This is a genomic window from Pseudomonas sp. SJZ077 (genome assembly GCF_007993905.1).
GTDB classification, from domain to species: Bacteria; Pseudomonadota; Gammaproteobacteria; order Pseudomonadales; family Pseudomonadaceae; genus Aquipseudomonas; species Aquipseudomonas mandelii.
In genome coordinates this window covers 651,456-671,882 of the sequence record NZ_VIUJ01000001.1, presented here as the reverse complement: position 1 = coordinate 671,882, position 20,427 = coordinate 651,456, and the positions used below count along the sequence as shown (strand labels likewise).

The window sequence follows — 20,427 nt, the reverse complement described above, 5'->3', positions numbered from 1 at the left end:
GGAGCGAGGCTTGCCCGCGAAAAGGCCGGTAAGGACGCTAAATCAAGGTCTCGATACGCAACGAGTTAGTCGACCCCGGTTGCCCAAACGGCACACCCGCCGTGATCAACAAGGTATCCCCGCGTTGCGCCATGCCTTGGGCCTGCGCGATCTCCAGCGCCGTCGAACACACTTCATCCACTTGCCGCAGCCTGTCATTGACCACCGAGTGCACCCCCCACGCCACCGTCAAGCGGCGCGCCGTTTGCAGGTTCGGCGTCAGGTTCAGGATCGGCACCGTCGGCCGTTCCCGCGCCGCACGCAGGCTCGACGTCCCGGACTCGCTGTAGTTCACCAGCACCGCCACCGGCAGCACGTTACTGATGCGACGAATCGCACAGCTGATCGCATCGGAAACCGTCGCCTCGGCCTTCGGCCGGCTCACGTCCAGTTGCGCCTGATAATCCGGGCCGTTTTCCACTTGGCGAATGATCTTGCTCATCATTTGCACGGCTTCCAGCGGGTACTCGCCCGAGGCGGTTTCCGCCGACAGCATCACCGCATCGGCCCCTTCAGCCACGGCGTTGGCCACATCCGTGACTTCGGCGCGGGTCGGGGCGGGGGAGAAGCGCATCGATTCAAGCATCTGCGTCGCCACCACCACCGGTTTGCCGAGTTCGCGGCAGAGGCTGATGATGTTTTTCTGAATCTGCGGCACGCTTTCCGCCGGCACTTCCACGCCCAGGTCACCGCGAGCGACCATGATCGCATCGCTCAACTCGGCGATTTCCCGCAGCTGAGTCACCGCCGATGGCTTCTCGATCTTGGCCATCAAGAACGCCTTGTCGCCGATCAGTTCGCGGGCTTCGCGGATGTCTTCAGGACGCTGCACGAACGACAGCGCAACCCAGTCCACACCCAGCTCCAGACCGAAGCTCAAGTCGCGGCGATCCTTGGCGGTCAGCGGGCTCAGTTCCAGCACCGCTTGGGGCACATTCACGCCTTTGCGGTCCGAGAGTTCGCCGCCGTTGAGCACCGTGGTGTCAATGGCGTCGGCGTACTTGGTGACCACGCGCAGACGCAGCTTGCCGTCGTCCAGCAGCAGGTCCATGCCGGGCTCGAGTGCGGCGATGATTTCCGGATGCGGCAGGTTGACCCGGCGCTGATCGCCCGGCGTCGGGTCGAGGTCCAGGCGCAGGGCCTGGCCGCGATGCAGTTGCACCTTGCCCTCGGCGAATTTGCCGACCCGCAGCTTCGGGCCTTGCAGGTCCATCAGAATGCCCAAGGGGTAATTGAGCTGGCGCTCGACTTCACGAATCCACTGATAGCGCTGCGCGTGGTCAGCGTGATCGCCGTGGCTGAAGTTCAGGCGAAAGATGTTGACCCCGGCCTGCACCAGCTCACGGATGTCATCGATCCCGTCGGTGGCTGGGCCAAGGGTGGCGAGGATTTTGACCTTTTTATCAGGCGTCATTGTTAGGGCTCTCGAGGATCAGGATGGCGCGGAAGTCGTTGACGTTGGTGCGGGTCGGCTCGGTGACGATCAATGCGTCCAGCGCCTCGAAATAGCCGTAGCCATTGTTGTTGTCCAACTCGTCGCTGGCGCTCAGGCCGAGGGCGGCGGCGCGGGCGTAGCTGTCCGGGGTCATGATCGCGCCGGCGTTGTCTTCGGAACCGTCGATGCCGTCGGTGTCACCGGCCAGGGCGTAGACACCGGGCAGGCCTTTGAGGCTGTCGGTCAGGCTCAGCAGGAATTCGGCGTTGCGCCCGCCACGGCCATTGCCGCGCACGGTGACGGTGGTTTCGCCGCCCGACAAAATCACGCAGGGCGCCGCCAATGGTTGGCCATGCAAGACCACTTGCCGGGCGATGCCAGCGTGAACCTTGGCCACTTCGCGGGATTCGCCTTCCAGGTCGCCGAGGATTAGCGGGCTGAAACCGGCCTGGCGCGCTTTCACGGCCGCCGCTTCAAGCGATTGCTGGGGGCGGGCGATCAACTGGAAGTGACTGCGCGCCAGGCTCGGATCGCCGGGCTTGACCGTCTCCGATTCCGGGCTCTGCAGCCAGGTTCTGACCGAGGCAGGGACGTCGATGCCGTAGCGTTTGAGGATCGCCAGGGCTTCGGCCGAAGTGCTCGGGTCGGCCACGGTGGGGCCGGACGCGATGACGGTGGCGAGGTCGCCCGGCACATCGGAAATCGCGTAGGTATAAACAGTGGCCGGCCAGCAGGCCTTGCCGAGGCGGCCGCCCTTGATCGCCGAGAGGTGCTTGCGCACGCAATTCATCTCGCCGATGGTCGCGCCGGATTTGAGCAGCGCTTTGTTGATCGACTGCTTGTCGGCGAGGGTGATGCCGGCGGCCGGCAAGGCCAGCAGGGCAGAACCGCCGCCCGAGAGCAGAAAGATCACGCGGTCGTCTTCGCTCAGGTTACTGACCAGTTCAAACACGCGCTTGGCGACCGCTTGACCGGCTGCGTCCGGCACCGGGTGAGCCGCTTCGACGACTTCGATTTTTTCGCATGGGGCGCCGTGGCCGTAACGGGTGACCACCAGACCGCTGACTTCACCCTGCCAGCAACGCTCGACCACCTGCGCCATGGCGGCCGCGGCTTTGCCGGCGCCAATGACAATCACCCGACCGCTGCGATCTGTGGGCAAATGGGCTTCGAGGACTTGCTGCGGATGGGCGGCGTCGATGGCTGTGGCGAACAGCTCGCGCAGGAATTGTTGCGGATCGACCGACATGGCGGGCTCCCGGAATTCTTGTTATTTGAAGGTGCAACTCAGATCCCTGTGGGGGCTAGCCTGCTAGCGAATGCGGTGTGTCAGCCAACATAGATGTTGAATGTGAAACCGCTTTCGCGAGCAGGCTCGCTCCCACAGGGTTTTGGGCAGGGCTTACTTATCGCGAATCGAGAAGTTCGCCATGTGTTCCAGGCCCTTGATCAGCGCCGAGTGGTCCCAGTTGCTGCCGCCGATGGCTGCGCAGGTGCTGAACACTTGCTGGGCGTTGGCGGTGTTCGGCAGGTTGATGTTCAGCTCTTTGGCACCTTGCAGAGCCAGGTTCAGGTCCTTCTGGTGCAGGCTGATGCGGAAGCCCGGGTCGAAGGTGCCTTTGATCATGCGCTCGCCGTGCACTTCGAGGATCTTCGAGGAGGCGAAACCACCCATCAGCGCTTCACGGACCTTGGCGGGATCGGCATCGTTTTTCGCGGCGAACAGCAGTGCTTCGGCCACGGCCTGAATGTTCAGCGCGACGATGATCTGGTTCGCCACTTTCGCGGTCTGACCGTCGCCGTTACCACCGACCAGGGTGATGTTCTTGCCCATGGCCTGGAACAGCGGCAGCGCGCGTTCGAAGGCATCGGCATCACCGCCGACCATGATGCTCAGGGTCGCGGCCTTGGCGCCGACTTCACCGCCGGACACTGGCGCATCGAGGTATTGAGCGCCTTTTTCGTTGACCTTGGCCGCGAAGGCCTTGGTAGCCGTCGGCGAAATCGAGCTCATATCGATAACGATTTTGCCTTTGCCCACGCCGGCCGCAACGCCATCGGCGCGGAACAGCACGTCGTCGACCTGCGGGGTATCCGGCACCATGATGATGATGACTTCAGCTTCCTGGGCGACTTCTTTCGGGTTCGCCAGGGCGACGGCGCCACCGGCAATCAGGTCGGCCGGGGCGGCGTCGTGGTGCGCCGACAGGAACAGGCTGTGACCGGCTTTCTGCAGGTTCAACGCCATTGGGTGGCCCATGATGCCGGTGCCGATAAATCCGATTTTAGCCATGAGAAATTCCTCTTGTTTTTATTGCTCTGTTCGCAAAATTCTTGGGTGTCGGCGAGGACGCCTTCGCGGGCGAGCCTCGCTCCTACGGGTACGTGTCTGTCGCCCTGTTGCGTATCAACCTGATCCTGTAGGAACGAGGCTTGCCCGCGAAGAACGATGACGCGGTATCAGATCGCGTTGTGGGTTTTCAGCCAGCCCAGGCCCGCTTCAGTGGTGGTCAGCGGTTTGTATTCACAACCAACCCAACCCTGATAACCGATGCGGTCCAAGTGTTCGAACAGGAAGCGGTAGTTGATTTCACCGGTGCCCGGTTCGTTGCGCCCCGGGTTGTCGGCCAACTGGATGTGGTTGATCTCGCCCAGGTGCGCAGCCATGGTGCGGGCCAGGTCGCCCTCCATGATTTGCATGTGATAGATGTCGTATTGCAGGAACAGATTGGCGCTGCCGACCTGTTCGCGAATCGACAGGGCTTGCGCCGTGTTGTTCAGGTAGAAACCCGGGATGTCGCGGGTGTTGATCGCTTCCATCACCAGTTTGATGCCCGCCGCTTGCAGCTTGTCGGCGGCGTACTTGAGGTTGGCGACGAAGGTTTTTTCCACGGTGGCATCGTCGACACCTTGTGGACGAATACCCGCCAGGCAGTTGACCTGGGTGTTGCCCAACACTTTCGCGTAAGCGATTGCCAGATCGACACCGGCGCGGAACTCTTCAACCCGGTCTGGCAGGCACGCGATACCGCGTTCGCCCTTTGCCCAGTCACCGGCCGGCAGGTTGAACAGCACTTGGGTCAGGCCGTTGGCGTCGAGCTTGGCCTTGATCTCGGCAGAGCTGAAGTCGTAGGGGAACAGGTACTCGACACCACTGAAGCCGGCCTTGGCGGCCGCTTCGAAACGGGCAAGAAAATCCTGCTCAGTGAACAGCATGGACAGGTTGGCTGCGAAACGCGGCATGGTGGTCTCCCGTAAATTTGTGCAGTCCCCTGTGGGTGCGAGCCTGTGTGGCGAGGGAGCTTGCTCCCGCTCGGCTGCGAAGCAGTCGCAAAGCTTTTGGGGCCGCTTCGCGACCCAGCGGGAGCAAGCTCCCTCGCCACACAGGCGCGCTCCCACAGTGGGAACGATCAGCAGTTAATCGAGCAGCGAAATCGCCGTTGGCGCATCGTTGCCGACCAGCGCCAGGTCTTCGAATTCATTGACGGCGTTGATCTCGGTGCCCATGGAAATGTTGGTCACGCGCTCCAGAATAATCTCGACGATCACCGGCACCTTGAACTCTTCGATCAGCTCTTGAGCCTTGCGCAGGGCAGGCTGGATCTGACCCGGTTCGAACACCCGCAGCGCCTTGCAACCGAGGCCCTCGGCCACCGCGACGTGGTCGACACCGTAACCATTGAGTTCCGGGGCGTTCAGGTTATCGAAGGACAGCTGTACGCAGTAGTCCATGTCGAAACCGCGCTGGGCCTGACGAATCAACCCCAGGTACGAATTGTTGACCACAACGTGGATGTACGGCAGCTTGAACTGCGCGCCCACCGCCAATTCCTCGATCATGAACTGGAAATCATAGTCGCCCGACAGCGCCACGACCTTGCGGGTCGGATCGGCCTTGACCACGCCCAGTGCTGCCGGAATGGTCCAGCCCAACGGGCCGGCCTGGCCGCAGTTGATCCAGTGACGAGGCTTGTAGACGTGCAGGAACTGCGCGCCGGCAATCTGCGACAGGCCGATGGTGCTGACGTAACAGGTGTCTTTGCCGAACACCTGGTTCATCTCTTCGTAAACCCGTTGCGGCTTGACCGGCACGTTGTCGAAGTGAGTCTTGCGCTGCAGGCTGGCTTTGCGCTGCTGGCAGTCTTGCAGCCAGGCGCTGCGGTTTTTCAGCTTGCCGGCGGCTTGCCATTCGCGAGCGACTTCGATGAACACGGTCAACGCGGCCGCGGCGTCGGAGACGATGCCCAGGTCCGGGTTGAACACGCGGCCGATTTGCGTCGGCTCGATGTCGACGTGAATGAACTTGCGGCCTTCGGTGTACACATCGATCGAACCGGTGTGGCGGTTGGCCCAACGGTTACCGACGCCCAACACCACGTCGGACTTGAGCAGGGTGGCGTTGCCGTAACGGTGCGACGTCTGCAAGCCGACCATGCCGACCATCAGCGGGTGATCGTCCGGGATGGTGCCCCAGCCCATCAGGGTCGGGATCACCGGGATACCGGTCAGCTCGGCGAATTCCACCAGCAACTCGCTGGCATCGGCATTGATGATGCCGCCACCGGCCACCAGCAATGGACGCTCGGCCTGATCGAGCATGGCCAGGGCCTTCTCGATTTGCACACGGTTAGCGGTTGGCTTGGCCAACGGCAGTGGTTGGTAGGCATCGATGTCGAATTCGATTTCAGCCATCTGCACGTCGAACGGCAAGTCGATCAGCACCGGGCCTGGACGGCCGGAGCGCATTTCATAGAAGGCTTTCTGAAACGCGTAAGGCACCTGGCCCGGTTCCATGACGGTGGTTGCCCACTTGGTCACTGGTTTGACGATCGCGGTGATGTCGACAGCCTGGAAGTCTTCCTTGTGCATACGGGCGCGGGGGGCCTGGCCGGTAATGCAAAGAATCGGGATCGAGTCGGCCGAGGCGCTGTAGAGCCCGGTGACCATGTCGGTGCCGGCCGGGCCGGAGGTGCCGATGCACACGCCGATGTTGCCGGCCTTGGTGCGGGTGTAGCCCTCGGCCATGTGCGAGGCACCTTCAACGTGGCGCGCGAGGACGTGATCGATGCCACCAACCTTCTGCAAGGCGGAGTACAGCGGGTTGATCGCGGCGCCCGGGATGCCAAAAGCGGTATCAACCCCTTCACGGCGCATCACCAGAACGGCGGCTTCGATTGCTCTCATTTTGCTCATGGTTTTGTGCCTCTTACGTTTTGTAATTGTATACAAGTGGCTTTGCGCAGAGTGTATTCACGGTGGACGGCGCAGGTCAATCCATTTTCTCAAGCGACTGTTTCATTCGTCGGAAGCCCGTTCTGCTGTGGCTTTTCGTCGCATGTGGCGCTTTTCGATAATTATTGTATACAAAATAATAACTCATTGTGTTCTATTTGTTGCATTGGACTGCGACGCAAGCGCGCAGTCCACTGGCTTTCCCTATAACAAAATGAGGACGGCACCATGAGCGCTTTAACCTTGAAAGTTGCAGTCAACCTGATCGATCAGGCCATCACCGCTGGGCGTACTATCTCCGCGGCTCCACTGACCGTCGCGGTGCTGGATGCCGGCGGGCACTTGATTACCTTGCAGCGCGAAGACGGCGCCAGCCTGCTGCGCCCGCAAGTCGCCATCGGCAAAGCCTGGGGCGCCATCGCCCTTGGCAAAGGCTCACGCCTGCTGGCGCTGGACGCCCAACAACGACCGGCGTTCTTCGCCGCGCTGAACAGCCTGGGGCAAGGCAGCGTCGTGCCGGCACCGGGCGGCGTGTTGATTCGGGATCAGGACGGGAATGTGCTGGGGGCGGTGGGGGTCAGCGGGGATCTGTCGGACGTTGACGAGCAGTGCGCGATCAGTGCGATTGAGGCGGTGGGGTTGAGGGCGGATGCGGGGGTTACTGCTTGATTTGGGGTGACTGATTAATCGCTATCGCGAGCAGGCTCACTCCTACAAGGATCGGGGTTGGACACAAAATGTCTGAACACCACAAATCCCCTGTAGGAGTGAGCCTGCTCGCGATAGCTATCTACCAGACACATCCAGCCAAAAGTTTGTCCCGTCTTCCTTAATCCACAGGACTAGCCTTTTCCTGACCTGATCATGGGAGGCAAGGAATGCCGGATTTACCTGCTGCACACCGATTGCGAGTCGGGCGTTATGCCGAAGCCAGCCGGATTTATTTGTTAACCAGCAATACACTTCACAGGATCCCGATTTTCAAGGATTTTGCCTTGGGCAGGCTGGTCGTCGATCAATTTCGAAATGCGCAGAATCTAGGCTTGGCGAACTCACTGGCGTGGGTAGTCATGCCCGATCATTTTCATTGGTTGATTGAATTACAGCAGGGCTCTTTGAGCGAGTTGATGCAAAAAACCAAGTCGATGAGTACCAAAGCGGTGAAGCAGCGTACCGGTCGAAATATTAGCCTCTGGCAGAGAGGATTCCATGATCGGGCACTTCGGCGGGAGGAGGATTTGGTGAAGTTGGCGAGGTATGTCGTGGCCAACCCGTTGCGGGCTGGACTGGTGGAGAAACTGGGCGATTATCCGTTGTGGGATGCGATTTGGGTTTGAGTTGGGACCGAATCGCCTCGATCGCGAGCAGGCTCACTCCTACAGGGGAATGCATTCCTAATGCAGGAGTGAGCCTGCTGACGATAAGCCGCAGCGCAGTCTCACTGATCCGGCTCACACCCCTTCAGCACCAGCCGAATTATCGTCTGCGCCGCCGCTTCATAGTCCTCTTCATCCAGCTTGGCCTTGCCAGTAATGGCCGTGATCTGCCAGTCAAAGTCAGCATAGGTCTGCGTCGCGGCCCAGATGCTGAACATCAGGTGGTTAGGGTCGATCGGGGCGATCTGGCCGCGGTCGATCCAGGTCTGGATGCAGTCGATGTTGTGCTTGGCCTGGCCGTTGAGCTGTTCGACCAGGTCGGCACTGAGGTGCGGGGCGCCGTGCATGATTTCGCTGGCGAATACCTTGGAGGCGAAAGGCAAGTCGCGGGAGATGCGGATTTTCGAGCGAATGTAGCCACTCAGCACTTCGCTGGGCACACCGTCGGCGTTGAACGGCGTCGACGCCTGCAGAATCGGCTCGATGATGCTTTCCAGGACCTCGCGGTAGAGGTTTTCCTTGGATTTGAAGTAGTAATAGACGTTGGGCTTGGGCAATCCCGCCTTGGCTGCGATATCACTGGTTTTGGTCGCTGCGAAGCCCTTGTCGGCAAATTCTTCACTGGCGGCACGCAGGATCAGTTCTTTGTTGCGCTCGCGGATAGTGCTCATAAACCAGGGGGTTCCTTGCCTGTTCTGGCGGTTGCGCATGGTATCACCGGCCTCGCGCGGCGCTCAAGAATGCCCCGTGTGGCGCTCGGTCGCGCTATGCTGCGCGGCATTCATTCAAGAAGGAAACCTGATTTATGGCAGGAAGCAGTTTGCTGATGCTGATCGACGACATCGCCGCCGTTCTCGACGATGTGGCGTTGATGACCAAAATGGCCGCCAAGAAGACCGCCGGCGTGCTCGGCGACGATCTGGCGCTCAATGCCCAGCAGGTCAGCGGCGTGCGTGCCGAACGGGAAATACCGGTCGTTTGGGCCGTGGCCAAGGGCTCGTTTCTCAACAAACTGATCCTGGTACCGTCGGCGCTGGCGATCAGCGTGTTCATCCCGTGGCTGGTCACCCCACTGTTGATGGTCGGTGGCGCCTACCTGTGTTTCGAAGGTTTCGAGAAACTCGCCCACAAATTCCTGCACAGCAAGGCTGAAGATCAGGCCGAACATGCCGAGCTGGTCGAAGCCGTGGCCGATCCGGCCGTTGATCTGGTGGCGTTCGAGAAAGACAAGATCAAGGGCGCTATCCGCACCGACTTCATCCTGTCGGCGGAAATCATCGCCATCACCCTCGGCACCGTGGCAGATGCGTCGTTGACTCAGCAGGTTATCGTGCTGTCGGGTATTGCCATCGTCATGACTATCGGTGTCTATGGCCTGGTGGCGGGTATCGTCAAGCTTGATGATCTCGGCCTGTGGCTGACCCAGAAGCCCGGGCAGATGGCCAAAAGCATCGGCGGCGGGATTCTGCGCGCAGCGCCGTACATGATGAAAGGCCTGTCGGTGATTGGCACGGCAGCAATGTTCCTGGTGGGCGGCGGGATTCTGACCCATGGCGTGCCGGTGGTTCATCACTGGATTGAAAGCGTCAGTGCAGGGGCGGGCGGTGCCGGGTTTATCGTGCCGACGTTGCTGAATGCGGTGGCGGGGATTGTGGCCGGAGCTGTGGTGCTGGCGGGTGTGATGGTCGCCAGCAAAATCTGGAAAACACTGAAAGGCTAGAAGCTGGGCACTTTCCAAGTGTGGGAGCGAGCCTGCTCGCGATAGCGGTGTTTCAGTCAGCATAGATGTTGACTGTGCTGGCCCCATCGCGAGCAGGCTCGCTCCCACATTGGTTTTTTGGTGTTTGAGAGACCTCATAAAAAAGGCCATTCGACGCGAATCGAATGGCCTTTTTTGTTGCCGATGAAATTACTCGGCGATCTGCAACTTGCGTGACTCGGTGTACACGTAGCGCACCTTCTCGTACTCGAACGGCGAGTTCAGCTGGCCGTAGCGGAAGCTGTTCTGGTAGCGCTTGTCGACGCCGCGCAGGGCCCAGACCTCAGGATGGTTGGAGCTGACTTCCGAGACGTTCAGGAAGTTGATCGCCGATTCGGCGCTGAAGTCCACCACCAGGCCGCCGGTGTCGCGGATGTTCGACGGGCCGAGGATCGGCAACACGAAATAAGCGCCGCCCGGTACACCGTAGAAGCCCAGGGTCTGGCCGAAGTCTTCGCTCTGGCGCGGCAGGCCCATGGCCGTGGCCGGGTCCCACAGGCCGGCGATGCCGATGGTGGTGTTGAGCAACAGGCGTGCGGTGGTTTCCATCGAACGCTTGCCCTTGAACTGCAGCAGGCTGTTCATCAGGTTCGGCACATCGCCGATGTTATTGAAGAAGTTGCTCACGCCGGTGCGCAGGAAACTCGGGGTGATGTAGCGATAACCGTCGACTACCGGCAGGAACACCCATTGGTCGAAGCGGTAGTTGAAGTGATAAACCCGGCGGTTCCACTCTTCCAGCGGATCGTAGACGTTCAGCGCATTGAGCGTGGAACGTTCGAACTCGCGCTGATCCAGCCCCGGGTTGAACTTGAGTTTGCTCAGCGGTTCCTTGAAACCGTCACTGTCGACCACGACAGGTGCGTTGGCTTTGCTGTTGTCGGCATTGGCGACGCTTGCACAGAGTAACGCAGCGATAAGCAGGAGGTATTTAGCCACGGAAGAACTCCAGCATAGCGTCGCTGTTGACGCGGTAATTTAGGTTGCCGCAATGGCCGCCCAGTGGATAAACGGTCAAGCGGTCGCCAAAGGTCTTGCGCAGGAAACCGAGGTCGCCAGGGCCGAGGATCACGTCGTCGGCGTTGTGCATGACGGCGATTTTCGGGCTGTCGTGCAGGTAATCCTTGAGGGCATACAGGCTGACCTGGTCGATCAGTTGCAGCAGGCTGCCGCCGTCGGTGCGGGCGCGCCACATCGGGATCACTTGCTCGGTGATGTAGCAGTCGAAGTCGCATTGCAGCGCACGCTTGAGGAACGGCGTGAGGCTGGTGCCTTCGGTGATCGGGTATTTCGGCGGGGTGATCAGGCCGCGACGGTTGATCAGGTCCGAGGTGAAGGCAATGTCGGCCGCCGAAAAGCGGAACGAAGTGCCGATCAGCATGGCCATCTGCTCGTTGGTCAGGTGCTGCTTGGACTGCTGGAAGTCGTAGAGCAGGGCATCGTTGAGGTCGATGTAGCCTTTTTGCTGGAAGTAGCGAGTCAGTTTGTTCAGCACCAGTTCATAAAACGTGGTGCTGTTGTTGATGCCCTTGACCTCGGTCTGGACCAGCTTGTCCAGGTTGGTGATCGAGGTGTAGAGGTTGACCGGCGGGTTGAGCAGCAAGACTTTCTTGAAGTTGAAGCTGCGACGGGTTTCGTCCAGGTGCGCGACGAAGGCCGCGTCCAGCGCGCCCAGGCTGTAACCGGTCAGGTAGTAATCGGTGACGGCGACGTGCGGGTTTTGCGCCCGCACGGCCTGCATCACCCGGTACATGTCTTCGGCGTCTTCCTTGGTGATACCCGGTGTGGCAAAGCGTGAGGCCGCGCTCATAAAGTCGAAACTGGTGGGCGACGACAGTTGCACCACGTGATAACCGGCCTTGTAGTAGAGCTTTTTCAGGTATTCATTGAGGCTGCTGTCATAACGCGCACCGGTGCCGGCGATCAGGAAGATCAGCGGCGCAGCCTTGTCCTGGGTGGCAATACGATAGGTCAGCTTTTTGACCGGCCAAAAATTGTCTGGCAGTTCGAATGCACGCTCCGGGCGCAGAGTCACGCTGCGAGTCTGCTGATCGATGTCGTCGTCCAGCGGTAACTCCGGGCGAAGGTCCGGCGGAGTCGTGGCAATGGTCGCCTCGAACGGGTTGGTCAAGGGGTAGCCATAACTGGCGGCGTCGATATCGACCGCCAGTGCGGACGCACTCAAAATAAGGCCGCCAAACAGGGCGGCGAAGCGCAAGGAACGGAGCATGACTAGATCCCTTAGAGGAAGGTGCCGAATGAAGTTCGCAGGCTATGACCACGGGGTTTGCGCCAAAGTGCCATGCTGCGGCACCAATCTGGGCGAATTTCGGATCAATAGTAGCTGGACGATACACTTTGCAGCTATTTCGTGACTAATTATCTGTTACGCGCGTTTGCTTAGCGCTGCCGGAGGATTAAGCTGGCCGCCGTTTTCGTTTATTGGAGTGCTTCATGTCCCGCCGTCTGCCCGTGATTCTGCTACTCGTTCTGCTGCCATTATGGCTGGCCGCCAGTTATGGCGCGCGTTATGGCTTTATGGAGGATGTGCAGTGGGTTGGCATCTGCGTGGACGAGGCGAGCCGCTGGGAATGCCAGATTCGTTCGAACCTGGGCTTGATGATTCACTTCAAGGTGTTGGGCTTTGCTGCACTGGCCGCTGCGATCATCGGGTTTGTGGTGCCGGGCCGGGCAGGGTGGTGGCTGGCAGTGCTGGCGCTGGTGTTCGGGTTTCCGGCGCTGGCGTTGTACAACACGACCTTGGCCGTTTTTGCGGTAGTGATTGCCGGGTTGCGGCTGGTCCGGGCCTCCCGTAGCGCCTGATAGTCCGTCTTCGCGGGCAAGCCTCGCTCCTGCAGGATCTTCGTCGTACACAACATCTGTATTCGCCGAACCTGTGGGAGCGTGGCTTGCGCGCGAAGAGGCCACCAGCTGCGCTGAAGATTACGCCTTGCGAACCCGCAAACAGCGCCACAACATCGCCACCATCAAAACACTCACCAGCGCCCAACCCCAGGCTTGCTGGTTCTGCAACCCTTCACGGAACAGCTGCGGTGCAATGCCGGCGCCAATGATGAAGGTCAGCAGGGCGATTTCACGGCGCGCCGCGCTCACTGGGCGGCACAGGTAAACCAGCGCCGGCAGTATGAAGGCGACACTTGGAAAGCTGCGATAACGCGGGTCGATCACCAGTTCAAGCATCATCACCGCCGCCGCAAAACCTGCTCCGGCGACCAGCCAGCCTGCTCGACGCTCCAGTGCATTGAACGCCCGCTCACGCCAACCGGTACGAGCGCTCAGCGTCAATGCGGCATGCGCCAGCACCAACAGATTCAACCCCGTCAGCAACGCCACCCACAACCATTCACTGGCAAAGCGCGTCGTGACCCGCGCCAGATCACCCCAGGCGCCAATCGAGCACGCCGCCAGTGCGCCGAGCAGCGGCAGCACCAGTGCAGCGCGGGTGGTGCGTACACGCCCGCCAAGGATCAGCGTGCCAAGAAAAATCAAGCCGCCAACAGCCAGCCACTGCGACCAGTACGGCACGTTCGACACGGGACCGGCCAGCACGCCCTTGTCCTGGCGATCGGCATCGAACAGTCCCCAGTAACCACCGACCGCACCTTCGCTGGCGCGCTTCCAGGGCTGGTCGAAAGCTTCGATCAGGTTGTAATGCCAGCCTTGCTGCTCGGCCATGATGACAAAACCGCGAATGAACTTGGCTTCGTTAACCCGGCTCGGCAGGGCGGTTTCGCGCTGACGGCCTTCGCTCGGCCAGCCGGTTTCGCCAATCACCACTTCCTTGGGCGCGAATTTGTTGCCGAACACCTGACGCACTTCGGCCACATGCTGCAGCGCGGCGTCGATGTTCGAGGGATCATCTTCCCAGTACGGCAGCAAATGGATGGTCAGGAAATCCACTGCCGGGGCGATTTCCGGGTGCTTGAGCCAAAACTCCCAGACATCGGCGTAAGTCACCGGTTGCTTGACCTGGCTTTTGACTTTATTGATCAGCTTTGCCAGCTGCGCACCCGTGACTTCCTTGCGCAGCAGGGTTTCGTTGCCGACGATCACCGAGGTCACCACGTCCGCGTTGGCGTTGGCCGAGGCGATCAGCAGGTCGACTTCTTTCTCGGTGTCCACCGGGTTGCTGTTGACCCAGGCGCCAATCATCAGTTTCAGACCATGCTTGCGCGCCAGGTCGGGCAACGCCTCGAGGCCGGTCATGGAATAGGTGCGGATGCACTCGAAGCTTTTGGCCAGCAGCGCGAGGTCGGCGTCCATGCGCTCGGGGCGCAACTTGAACGGCACGTCGAACGGCGACTGGTCCTTGTCGAACGGGGTGTAGGAGGCGCATTGCAGCTTGTGCGTCGCGCTGGCCACGTCCGGCAGAATCACCGGTTTGCCAAGGCCGTACCAAAAGCCGCCAAGGGCAAACAGCCCCAGCAGGCAAGCGAAGAGATAAGCCAGAAAAGGAAAGCGGGAGGTCGCGGGCATGGTCAGGCCGTCTGGGAGCAAAGCCGCGCATGTTACCTTCATTTGCCCCGCGCTAGGGGGCTTGCATGATTTTGACATGCAAAGTTCGGGCGGATTGGTCGGCGCACTCCAGGCGGTCGTGATTAATGGCGTTCTGATGTCGTTTCTCGATGCCTTGAGGTCGCTGACAGCACAGGTTCCGGTTGTCGTCAGGTTGATTATCGAGGCATCAGTGCTCCCATGGAAAATCACGCTGATGTTCGAACGAGTTTGCGGTGGGCGTGATGGGGGCGCTGTGCACCATAACAATACGTTGACGCGACTCGGCACCCGTCGAGCGCAGCACTTTCGGGGAAGTAACGATGAAGATGCGACGACTTTTAGGCGCAGGTGCCGCTCTGGTGCTCGCGATTGGCTCCACAATGGCCAATGCCGAGAGCAAAACCCTGAGCATCGGTTACGTTGACGGTTGGTCCGACAGCGTCGCGACCACGCATGTGGCCGCCGAAGTGATCAAGCAAAAGCTGGGTTATGACGTGAAACTGCAAGCCGTCGCCACCGGGATCATGTGGCAGGGTGTGGCCACCGGCAAACTCGACGCCATGTTGTCCGCCTGGCTGCCGGTGACTCACGGCGAATACTGGACCAAGAACAAGGATCAAGTCGTCGATTACGGTCCGAACTTCAAGGATGCAAAAATCGGCTTGATCGTGCCGGAGTACGTCAAGGCTAAAACCATCGATGACCTGAAAACTGACGACACCTTCAAAAAACGCATCGTCGGCATCGACGCCGGTTCGGGCGTGATGCTTAAAACCGAGCAGGCGATCAAGGATTACGATCTGACCGGGTATCAACTCAAGGCCAGTTCCGGCGCCGGCATGATTGCCGAGCTGACCCGTGCCGAGAAGAAAAACGAATCCATCGCTGTGACCGGTTGGGTACCGCACTGGATGTTCGCCAAGTGGAAACTGCGCTTCCTGGACGACCCGAAAGGCGTTTATGGCGCGGCTGAAACCGTGAACAACATCGGCAGCAAAGAACTGGCCACCAAGGCGCCGGAAGTTGCCAAGTTCCTGAAGAACTTCCAGTGGGCCTCGAAAGACGAAATCGGCGAAGTCATGTTGGCGATTCAAGACGGCGCCAAGCCTGACGCCGCGGCGAAAGATTGGGTGGCAAAACACCCTGAACGCGTTGCAGACTGGATCAAGTGATTTGAGCTGACGGCTCTAGTCAGCACCTCTCAAGGCCCCTTGGCATATTGCCAACGGGCCTTTTGTTTTTTTTGTAGGAGCCAGGCTTGCCGGCGAAAGCGATCGTGAGGACGCCTTCGCCGGCAAGCCTGGCTCCTACAAAAGTTGCGTCACACCAGAAAATGGCGATTCTGTCATGTCGTTCTAATACTAAGGTCGTCTGGAACCTGCCCCGCAGCCGCATAGAGTGGATAACGTTCCAACTTTAATCTGTGCTGCGAGGATAAAAACAATGAACGACAGCATTTACCTCTCGATTCAAAACAGCCCGCGCTTCAAGGAGCTGGTTAGTAAGCGAGAAAGGTTCGCCTGGATTCTTTCGGCGATCATGCTTGGGCTTTACTCCGGATTCATCCTTTTGATTGCTTACGGGCCGCATATTCTGGGAGCGAAAATCAGCCCCGATTCTTCGATTACCTGGGGGATACCGATTGGTGTCGGGCTGATTCTCTCGGCCTTTATCCTGACAGCAATCTATGTTCGACGCGCCAATGGCGAATTCGACGACCTGAACAATCTGATTCTCAAGGAGGCTCAGCAATGATCCGGCGTCTATTGGCTCTATTGAGCGTTGCAGCATTCGCACCGGGTGCCTGGGCGGCTGAAGCCCTGACCGGCGCGGTTCAGAAACAACCGCTGAACGTCCCCGCGATCCTGATGTTCGTGGCGTTCGTCGGCGCGACTTTGTATATCACCTACTGGGCCTCCAAGAAAAATAACTCGGCGGCCGACTACTATGCGGCCGGCGGCAAGATCACCGGTTTCCAGAATGGTCTGGCGATTGCCGGTGACTACATGTCGGCGGCGTCCTTCCTGGGTATTTCCGCCCTGGTGTTCACTTCCGGCTACGATGGCCTGATCTACTCGATCGGCTTCCTGGTGGGTTGGCCGATCATTCTGTTTCTGATCGCCGAGCGCCTGCGTAACCTGGGCAAGTACACCTTTGCCGATGTGGCGTCCTACCGCCTTGGGCAAACCCAGATTCGCTCGCTGTCCGCTTGCGGTTCGCTGGTGGTGGTGGCGTTCTACCTGATCGCGCAAATGGTCGGTGCCGGCAAGCTGATCCAGTTGCTGTTCGGACTGGATTACCACGTAGCAGTGATCCTGGTCGGCGTCCTGATGTGCATGTACGTGCTGTTCGGCGGCATGCTGGCGACCACTTGGGTGCAGATCATCAAGGCTGTGCTGTTGCTGTCCGGTGCCTCGTTCATGGCGCTGATGGTGATGAAGCACGTCAACTTTGACTTCAGCACACTGTTCTCCGAGGCGATCAAGGTTCACGCCAAAGGCGAAGCGATCATGAGCCCCGGCGGCCTGGTGAAAGACCCGGTCTCGGCGTTCTCCCTTGGCCTGGCATTGATGTTCGGTACCGCTGGCCTGCCGCACATCCTGATGCGCTTCTTCACCGTGAGTGACGCAAAAGAAGCTCGCAAGAGCGTGCTGTATGCAACCGGCTTCATTGGCTACTTCTACATCCTGACTTTCATCATCGGCTTCGGCGCGATCCTGCTGGTCAGCACCAACCCGGCCTTTAAAGATGCTGCTGGCGCGCTGTTGGGCGGCAACAACATGGCGGCGGTGCACTTGGCCAACGCGGTGGGTGGCAGTATTTTCCTCGGCTTTATCTCGGCGGTAGCGTTTGCGACCATTCTGGCGGTGGTTGCCGGTTTGACCCTGGCCGGTGCTTCGGCGGTGTCTCACGACCTGTATGCCAGCGTGATCAAGAAAGGCAAGGCCAACGAGAAGGACGAGATCCGTGTCTCGAAAATCACCACCATCGCTTTGGCAGTGCTGGCGATCGGCTTGGGCATCCTGTTCGAAAGCCAGAACATCGCGTTCATGGTGGGCCTGGCGTTCTCCATCGCAGCGAGCTGTAACTTCCCGGTGCTGTTGCTTTCCATGTACTGGAAGAAGCTGACCACTCGCGGTGCAATGATCGGCGGCTGGTTGGGTCTGGTGAGTGCGGTTGGTTTGATGGTGCTGGGTCCAACCATCTGGGTGCAGATCCTGCATCACGAGAAGGCTATCTTCCCGTATGAGTACCCGGCGCTGTTCTCGATGGCCATTGCGTTTATCGGGATCTGGTTCTTCTCGATCACTGACAAGTCGGCGGCTGGCGTTAATGAGCGTGCGCTGTTCTTCCCGCAGTTTGTTCGTTCGCAGACCGGTTTGGGGGCGAGTGGGGCGGTTTCTCACTAAGTCTTCGGGTTTGTCTGTGTAAATTGCGTTAAACGAAAAATGCCCTGGTCGAGAGATCGGGGCATTTTTTTTGTTGGCGATGGTATTTGGTGTAGGAGCGAGGCTTGCCCGCGAAGGCGGCCTGTCTCTCTCGGGTGTACATATCCATTCCTGCGGTAACGGCCACTTATGGTTTCGCCCTTACGGCGAGTCCCTTTTGTCAAACGCCACAAAAGGAACCAAAAAGTCTCGCCCCAAGCGTCCGGCCCCTCGCTAAGGCTCGGCGTACCTTCGCTCCGGTATCCATCCGGGGACACTGCCCTCCGGTCTGCTTCGCGACGACCTACATGCAGCGTGTTCGACTGCGTCGAACGGCGCTGCGCGCCACTCCCCGGATGAACACCTCCACTCAGCCTCCCGAAAGGGGCGGGTAGTTCAAGATCAAGAGCTGCAGGCGAGCTAACGCTCGGCCTGATGAGTGGTGAAGAGCGAAGCGTTTACACCGAACCCCTTGTAGGAGCGAGGCTTGCCCGCGAAGGCGGCCTGACAGCCGACCAATGACTTGCAGGTGAACACCTGACCCTGTGGGAGCTGGCCTGCCAGCGATGACGGCCAAGCTGCAGGCGAGCTAACGCTCGGCCTGATGAGTGGTGAAGAGCGAAGCGTGTACAGCGAACCCCTTGTAGGAGCGAGGCTTGCCCGCGAAGGCAGCCTGACAGCCGACCTGTTCTTGCGGATGTACGCAAGTTTTCGAAAGGCAGTGATCCTTTTGGCTTTGGCTTTGGCTTTGGCTTTGGCTTTTGACGTTGATCTTGATCTCTCGCCCCTTCGGCAGACCTTAGGCGATGCCCCCTGATGGACGCCGTAGCGAGGGATCGCGGAGCCTCAGCGAGGCGCCGTACGTCGGGGCGAAGCCTTTTGGTTCCCTTTTGGCGTTTGAAAAAGGGACTCGCGGTATGAGCGAAACCATAAGTAGCCGTTACCGCAGAAACGGATATGTACACAACCAAAAACCCAGTCGGCCCCAAGGCCGCTGAGACCGCACAAACAAAAACGGCCTCTATATAAATAGAGGCCGTTCCCGGTACAACTTAAGACGTTATCGCAAGACAGGTCTTATTTGCGGTCTTCCAGCTTGGTAATGTCACGCGACTCATAGCCGGTGTACAGCTGGCGAGGACGGCCAATCTTGTACGGGCTGGAGAGCATTTCTTTCCAGTGGGAGATCCAGCCGACGGTCCGCGCCAGGGCGAAGATCACGGTGAACATGCTGGTTGGAATGCCGATCGCCTTGAGGATGATCCCCGAGTAGAAGTCGACGTTCGGGTACAGCGAGCGTTCGATGAAGTACGGGTCGGTCAGCGCGATCTCTTCCAGGCGCATGGCCAGTTCGAGTTGCTTGTCGTGCTTGATACCCAGTTCCTTCAGCACTTCGTCGCAAGTCTGCTTCATGACGGTAGCGCGTGGGTCGCGGTTTTTGTAAACCCGGTGACCGAAGCCCATCAGTTTGAACGGATCGTTCTTGTCCTTGGCCTTGGCAATGTACTTGTCGATGTTCGACACATCGCCAATTTCATCGAGCATGGTCAGAACAGCTTCGTTCGCGCCGCCGTGGGCAGGGCCCCACAGTGCAGCGATGCCGGCGGCGATACAGGCGAACGGGTTGGCACCCGAAGAACCGGCCAGGCGTACAGTGGAAGTCGATGCGTTCTGCTCGTGGTCGGCATGGAGGATGAAGATCCGGTCCATGGCCTTGGCGAGTACCGGGCTGATCGGTTTGATCTCGCACGGGGTGTTGAACATCATGTGCAGGAAGTTTTCCGCGTACGTCAGGTCGTTGCGCGGGTACATCATGGGTTGGCCCATGGAGTACTTGTAAACCATCGCTGCCAGGGTCGGCATCTTGGCAACCAGGCGGATCGCGGAAATTTCGCGATGCTGCGGGTTATTGATGTCGAGGGAGTCGTGATAGAAGGCCGAGAGGGCGCCAACTACGCCGCACATGACGGCCATTGGGTGAGCGTCGCGACGGAAGCCGTTGAAGAAGGTCTTCAGCTGCTCGTGAACCATGGTGTGGTTCTTCACGGTGCTGACGAACTGGGCCTTCTGTTCTGCGGTCGGCAATTCGCCGTTGAGCAGCAGATAGCAGGTTTCCAGGTAGTCCGATTTTTCAGCGAGCTGTTCGATCGGGTAACCGCGGTGCAGCAGAATGCCGTTGTCGCCGTCGATATAGGTGATCTTCGACTCGCAGGAAGCTGTCGACATGAAACCAGGGTCAAAGGTGAAACGGCCCGTGGCCGTCAGGCCCCGAACGTCGATTACATCGGGACCAACGGTGCCGGTTAAAATGGGCAGCTCGACGGGGGCTGCGCCCTCGATGATCAACTGCGCTTTTTTGTCAGCCATGTGGCCTCCTATTTATGCTTGAAATCATCAGACAGACCCCCCACGCAGGGCCCGCACCACTATAGTGAGATAAATTCGAATGTCAATTTGCCTAAAGTCTTGCTCCAGAAGGCTTTAACCGGACTTTTTCCTCGAAATTGACTGCCATTTACGCCTTTTATCCAACTTGTGCAATGAGCTATTAGGGGAAGGTGAACGCGTTGTCATTAGTAGCCTAACTGTCTATACTCGGCCTCCGACCGCCAGGGGCTTTTGGGCCTGCTTTACTGGGGG

At 59.4% G+C, this 20,427-nt stretch carries 18 protein-coding genes; 8 read left to right on the top strand and 10 right to left on the bottom strand.

The features are described 5' to 3' along the window. Positions 1-37: 37 nt before the first annotated feature. The 5 genes from pyk to gcl all read right to left on the bottom strand — a co-directional run bounded on the left by pyk (position 38) and on the right by gcl (position 6,667). The gene (gene pyk / locus FBY01_RS03345) at positions 38-1,453 is read right to left on the bottom strand and encodes a pyruvate kinase (RefSeq protein WP_010456886.1); all 1,416 of its coding nucleotides are present in this window, start codon (positions 1,451-1,453) and stop codon (positions 38-40) included. Next, positions 1,443-2,723, bottom strand: a complete 1,281-nt coding sequence (locus FBY01_RS03340) for a glycerate kinase (RefSeq protein ID WP_102593828.1) — start codon at positions 2,721-2,723, stop codon at positions 1,443-1,445. The genes pyk and FBY01_RS03340 overlap by 11 nt, the downstream gene beginning before the upstream one ends. 153 nt (positions 2,724-2,876) lie before the next feature. Continuing rightward, a complete protein-coding gene (locus FBY01_RS03335) occupies positions 2,877-3,767 on the bottom strand; it encodes a 2-hydroxy-3-oxopropionate reductase (RefSeq protein WP_145305788.1) in 891 nt (296 codons plus the stop codon). 167 nt (positions 3,768-3,934) lie between these two features. Further along, a complete protein-coding gene (gene hyi, locus FBY01_RS03330) occupies positions 3,935-4,717 on the bottom strand; it encodes a hydroxypyruvate isomerase (protein WP_010456880.1) in 783 nt (260 codons plus the stop codon). Between the two features lie 174 nt (positions 4,718-4,891). After that, complete coding sequence (gcl, locus tag FBY01_RS03325; RefSeq protein WP_010456878.1) at positions 4,892-6,667, bottom strand: glyoxylate carboligase; 1,776 nt, start codon at positions 6,665-6,667, stop codon at positions 4,892-4,894. 267 nt (positions 6,668-6,934) lie between these two features. Between gcl and FBY01_RS03320 the strand changes: the two genes are divergently transcribed. Together FBY01_RS03320 and FBY01_RS03315 are read left to right on the top strand one after the other, a co-directional pair. Next, a complete protein-coding gene (locus FBY01_RS03320) occupies positions 6,935-7,375 on the top strand; it encodes a heme-binding protein (RefSeq protein WP_145305790.1) in 441 nt (146 codons plus the stop codon). A gap of 209 nt (positions 7,376-7,584) precedes the next feature. After that, positions 7,585-8,043: a transposase gene (locus FBY01_RS03315; protein ID WP_145305791.1), complete on the top strand. Its 459-nt coding sequence runs from the start codon at positions 7,585-7,587 to the stop codon at positions 8,041-8,043. A 101-nt stretch (positions 8,044-8,144) separates the two neighbouring features. Here FBY01_RS03315 and FBY01_RS03310 read toward each other — a convergent pair whose 3' ends face one another. After that, positions 8,145-8,753, bottom strand: a complete 609-nt coding sequence (locus tag FBY01_RS03310; RefSeq protein WP_083376004.1) for a TetR/AcrR family transcriptional regulator — start codon at positions 8,751-8,753, stop codon at positions 8,145-8,147. A gap of 134 nt (positions 8,754-8,887) precedes the next feature. Between FBY01_RS03310 and FBY01_RS03305 the strand changes: the two genes are divergently transcribed. Continuing rightward, a complete protein-coding gene (locus FBY01_RS03305; protein WP_010456870.1) occupies positions 8,888-9,802 on the top strand; it encodes a DUF808 domain-containing protein in 915 nt (304 codons plus the stop codon). 189 nt (positions 9,803-9,991) lie between these two features. On the opposite strand, the gene FBY01_RS03300 is transcribed toward FBY01_RS03305, so the two are convergent. Continuing rightward, a complete protein-coding gene (locus tag FBY01_RS03300; protein ID WP_145305793.1) occupies positions 9,992-10,780 on the bottom strand; it encodes a VacJ family lipoprotein in 789 nt (262 codons plus the stop codon). Then, positions 10,773-12,071 (bottom strand): serine/threonine protein kinase, encoded by a 1,299-nt coding sequence (locus FBY01_RS03295; RefSeq protein ID WP_077748649.1) that lies wholly within the window; start codon positions 12,069-12,071, stop codon positions 10,773-10,775. Before FBY01_RS03295 ends, FBY01_RS03300 begins: the two co-directional genes overlap by 8 nt. 224 nt (positions 12,072-12,295) lie before the next feature. Between FBY01_RS03295 and FBY01_RS03290 the strand changes: the two genes are divergently transcribed. After that, entirely contained in the window at positions 12,296-12,664 is a 369-nt protein-coding gene (locus tag FBY01_RS03290) for a hypothetical protein (protein ID WP_145305795.1), read from the top strand. Positions 12,665-12,784: 120 nt separating this feature from the next. Here the strand turns inward: FBY01_RS03290 and FBY01_RS03285 are convergent, their stop codons facing one another. Beyond that, positions 12,785-14,380, bottom strand: coding sequence for a glycosyl hydrolase family 17 protein (locus FBY01_RS03285; protein ID WP_145305797.1), 1,596 nt, complete (start codon positions 14,378-14,380; stop codon positions 12,785-12,787). Positions 14,381-14,679: 299 nt separating this feature from the next. Here FBY01_RS03285 and FBY01_RS03275 point away from each other — a divergent pair, with 299 nt between their 5' ends. The 4 genes from FBY01_RS03275 to FBY01_RS03255 all read left to right on the top strand — a co-directional run bounded on the left by FBY01_RS03275 (position 14,680) and on the right by FBY01_RS03255 (position 18,604). Further along, a complete protein-coding gene (locus tag FBY01_RS03275; protein WP_010456861.1) occupies positions 14,680-15,531 on the top strand; it encodes a glycine betaine ABC transporter substrate-binding protein in 852 nt (283 codons plus the stop codon). 271 nt (positions 15,532-15,802) lie between these two features. Further along, positions 15,803-16,114, top strand: coding sequence for a DUF485 domain-containing protein (locus tag FBY01_RS03270; protein WP_010456859.1), 312 nt, complete (start codon positions 15,803-15,805; stop codon positions 16,112-16,114). After that, positions 16,111-17,769 carry a cation acetate symporter gene (locus FBY01_RS03265; protein WP_145305799.1) on the top strand — a complete coding sequence of 553 codons (1,659 nt, stop codon included), beginning with the start codon at positions 16,111-16,113 and terminating at the stop codon, positions 17,767-17,769. The genes FBY01_RS03270 and FBY01_RS03265 overlap by 4 nt, the downstream gene beginning before the upstream one ends. Before the next feature lie 643 nt (positions 17,770-18,412). Beyond that, a complete protein-coding gene (locus FBY01_RS03255; RefSeq protein WP_145305802.1) occupies positions 18,413-18,604 on the top strand; it encodes a hypothetical protein in 192 nt (63 codons plus the stop codon). 260 nt (positions 18,605-18,864) lie between these two features. Here FBY01_RS03255 and gltA read toward each other — a convergent pair whose 3' ends face one another. Further along, positions 18,865-20,154 (bottom strand): citrate synthase, encoded by a 1,290-nt coding sequence (gene gltA, locus FBY01_RS03250; protein WP_010456856.1) that lies wholly within the window; start codon positions 20,152-20,154, stop codon positions 18,865-18,867. Positions 20,155-20,427 lie beyond the last annotated feature (273 nt).

What these genes read in the sequence shown, in the direction of transcription:
- gcl (WP_010456878.1), bottom strand. Translation starts at nt 6,667, where the DNA reads ATGAGCAAAATGAGAGCAATCGAAGCCGCCGTTCTGGTGATGCGCCGT.
- FBY01_RS03335 (WP_145305788.1), bottom strand. Translation starts at nt 3,767, where the DNA reads ATGGCTAAAATCGGATTTATCGGCACCGGCATCATGGGCCACCCAATG.
- hyi (WP_010456880.1), bottom strand. Translation starts at nt 4,717, where the DNA reads ATGCCGCGTTTCGCAGCCAACCTGTCCATGCTGTTCACTGAGCAGGAT.
- FBY01_RS03315 (WP_145305791.1), top strand. Translation starts at nt 7,585, where the DNA reads ATGCCGGATTTACCTGCTGCACACCGATTGCGAGTCGGGCGTTATGCC.
- FBY01_RS03310 (WP_083376004.1), bottom strand. Translation starts at nt 8,753, where the DNA reads ATGAGCACTATCCGCGAGCGCAACAAAGAACTGATCCTGCGTGCCGCC.
- gltA (WP_010456856.1), bottom strand. Translation starts at nt 20,154, where the DNA reads ATGGCTGACAAAAAAGCGCAGTTGATCATCGAGGGCGCAGCCCCCGTC.
- FBY01_RS03265 (WP_145305799.1), top strand. Translation starts at nt 16,111, where the DNA reads ATGATCCGGCGTCTATTGGCTCTATTGAGCGTTGCAGCATTCGCACCG.
- FBY01_RS03275 (WP_010456861.1), top strand. Translation starts at nt 14,680, where the DNA reads ATGAAGATGCGACGACTTTTAGGCGCAGGTGCCGCTCTGGTGCTCGCG.
- FBY01_RS03295 (WP_077748649.1), bottom strand. Translation starts at nt 12,071, where the DNA reads ATGCTCCGTTCCTTGCGCTTCGCCGCCCTGTTTGGCGGCCTTATTTTG.
- FBY01_RS03285 (WP_145305797.1), bottom strand. Translation starts at nt 14,380, where the DNA reads ATGAAGGTAACATGCGCGGCTTTGCTCCCAGACGGCCTGACCATGCCC.
- FBY01_RS03270 (WP_010456859.1), top strand. Translation starts at nt 15,803, where the DNA reads ATGAACGACAGCATTTACCTCTCGATTCAAAACAGCCCGCGCTTCAAG.
- FBY01_RS03340 (WP_102593828.1), bottom strand. Translation starts at nt 2,723, where the DNA reads ATGTCGGTCGATCCGCAACAATTCCTGCGCGAGCTGTTCGCCACAGCC.
- FBY01_RS03305 (WP_010456870.1), top strand. Translation starts at nt 8,888, where the DNA reads ATGGCAGGAAGCAGTTTGCTGATGCTGATCGACGACATCGCCGCCGTT.
- FBY01_RS03290 (WP_145305795.1), top strand. Translation starts at nt 12,296, where the DNA reads ATGTCCCGCCGTCTGCCCGTGATTCTGCTACTCGTTCTGCTGCCATTA.
- pyk (WP_010456886.1), bottom strand. Translation starts at nt 1,453, where the DNA reads ATGACGCCTGATAAAAAGGTCAAAATCCTCGCCACCCTTGGCCCAGCC.
- FBY01_RS03320 (WP_145305790.1), top strand. Translation starts at nt 6,935, where the DNA reads ATGAGCGCTTTAACCTTGAAAGTTGCAGTCAACCTGATCGATCAGGCC.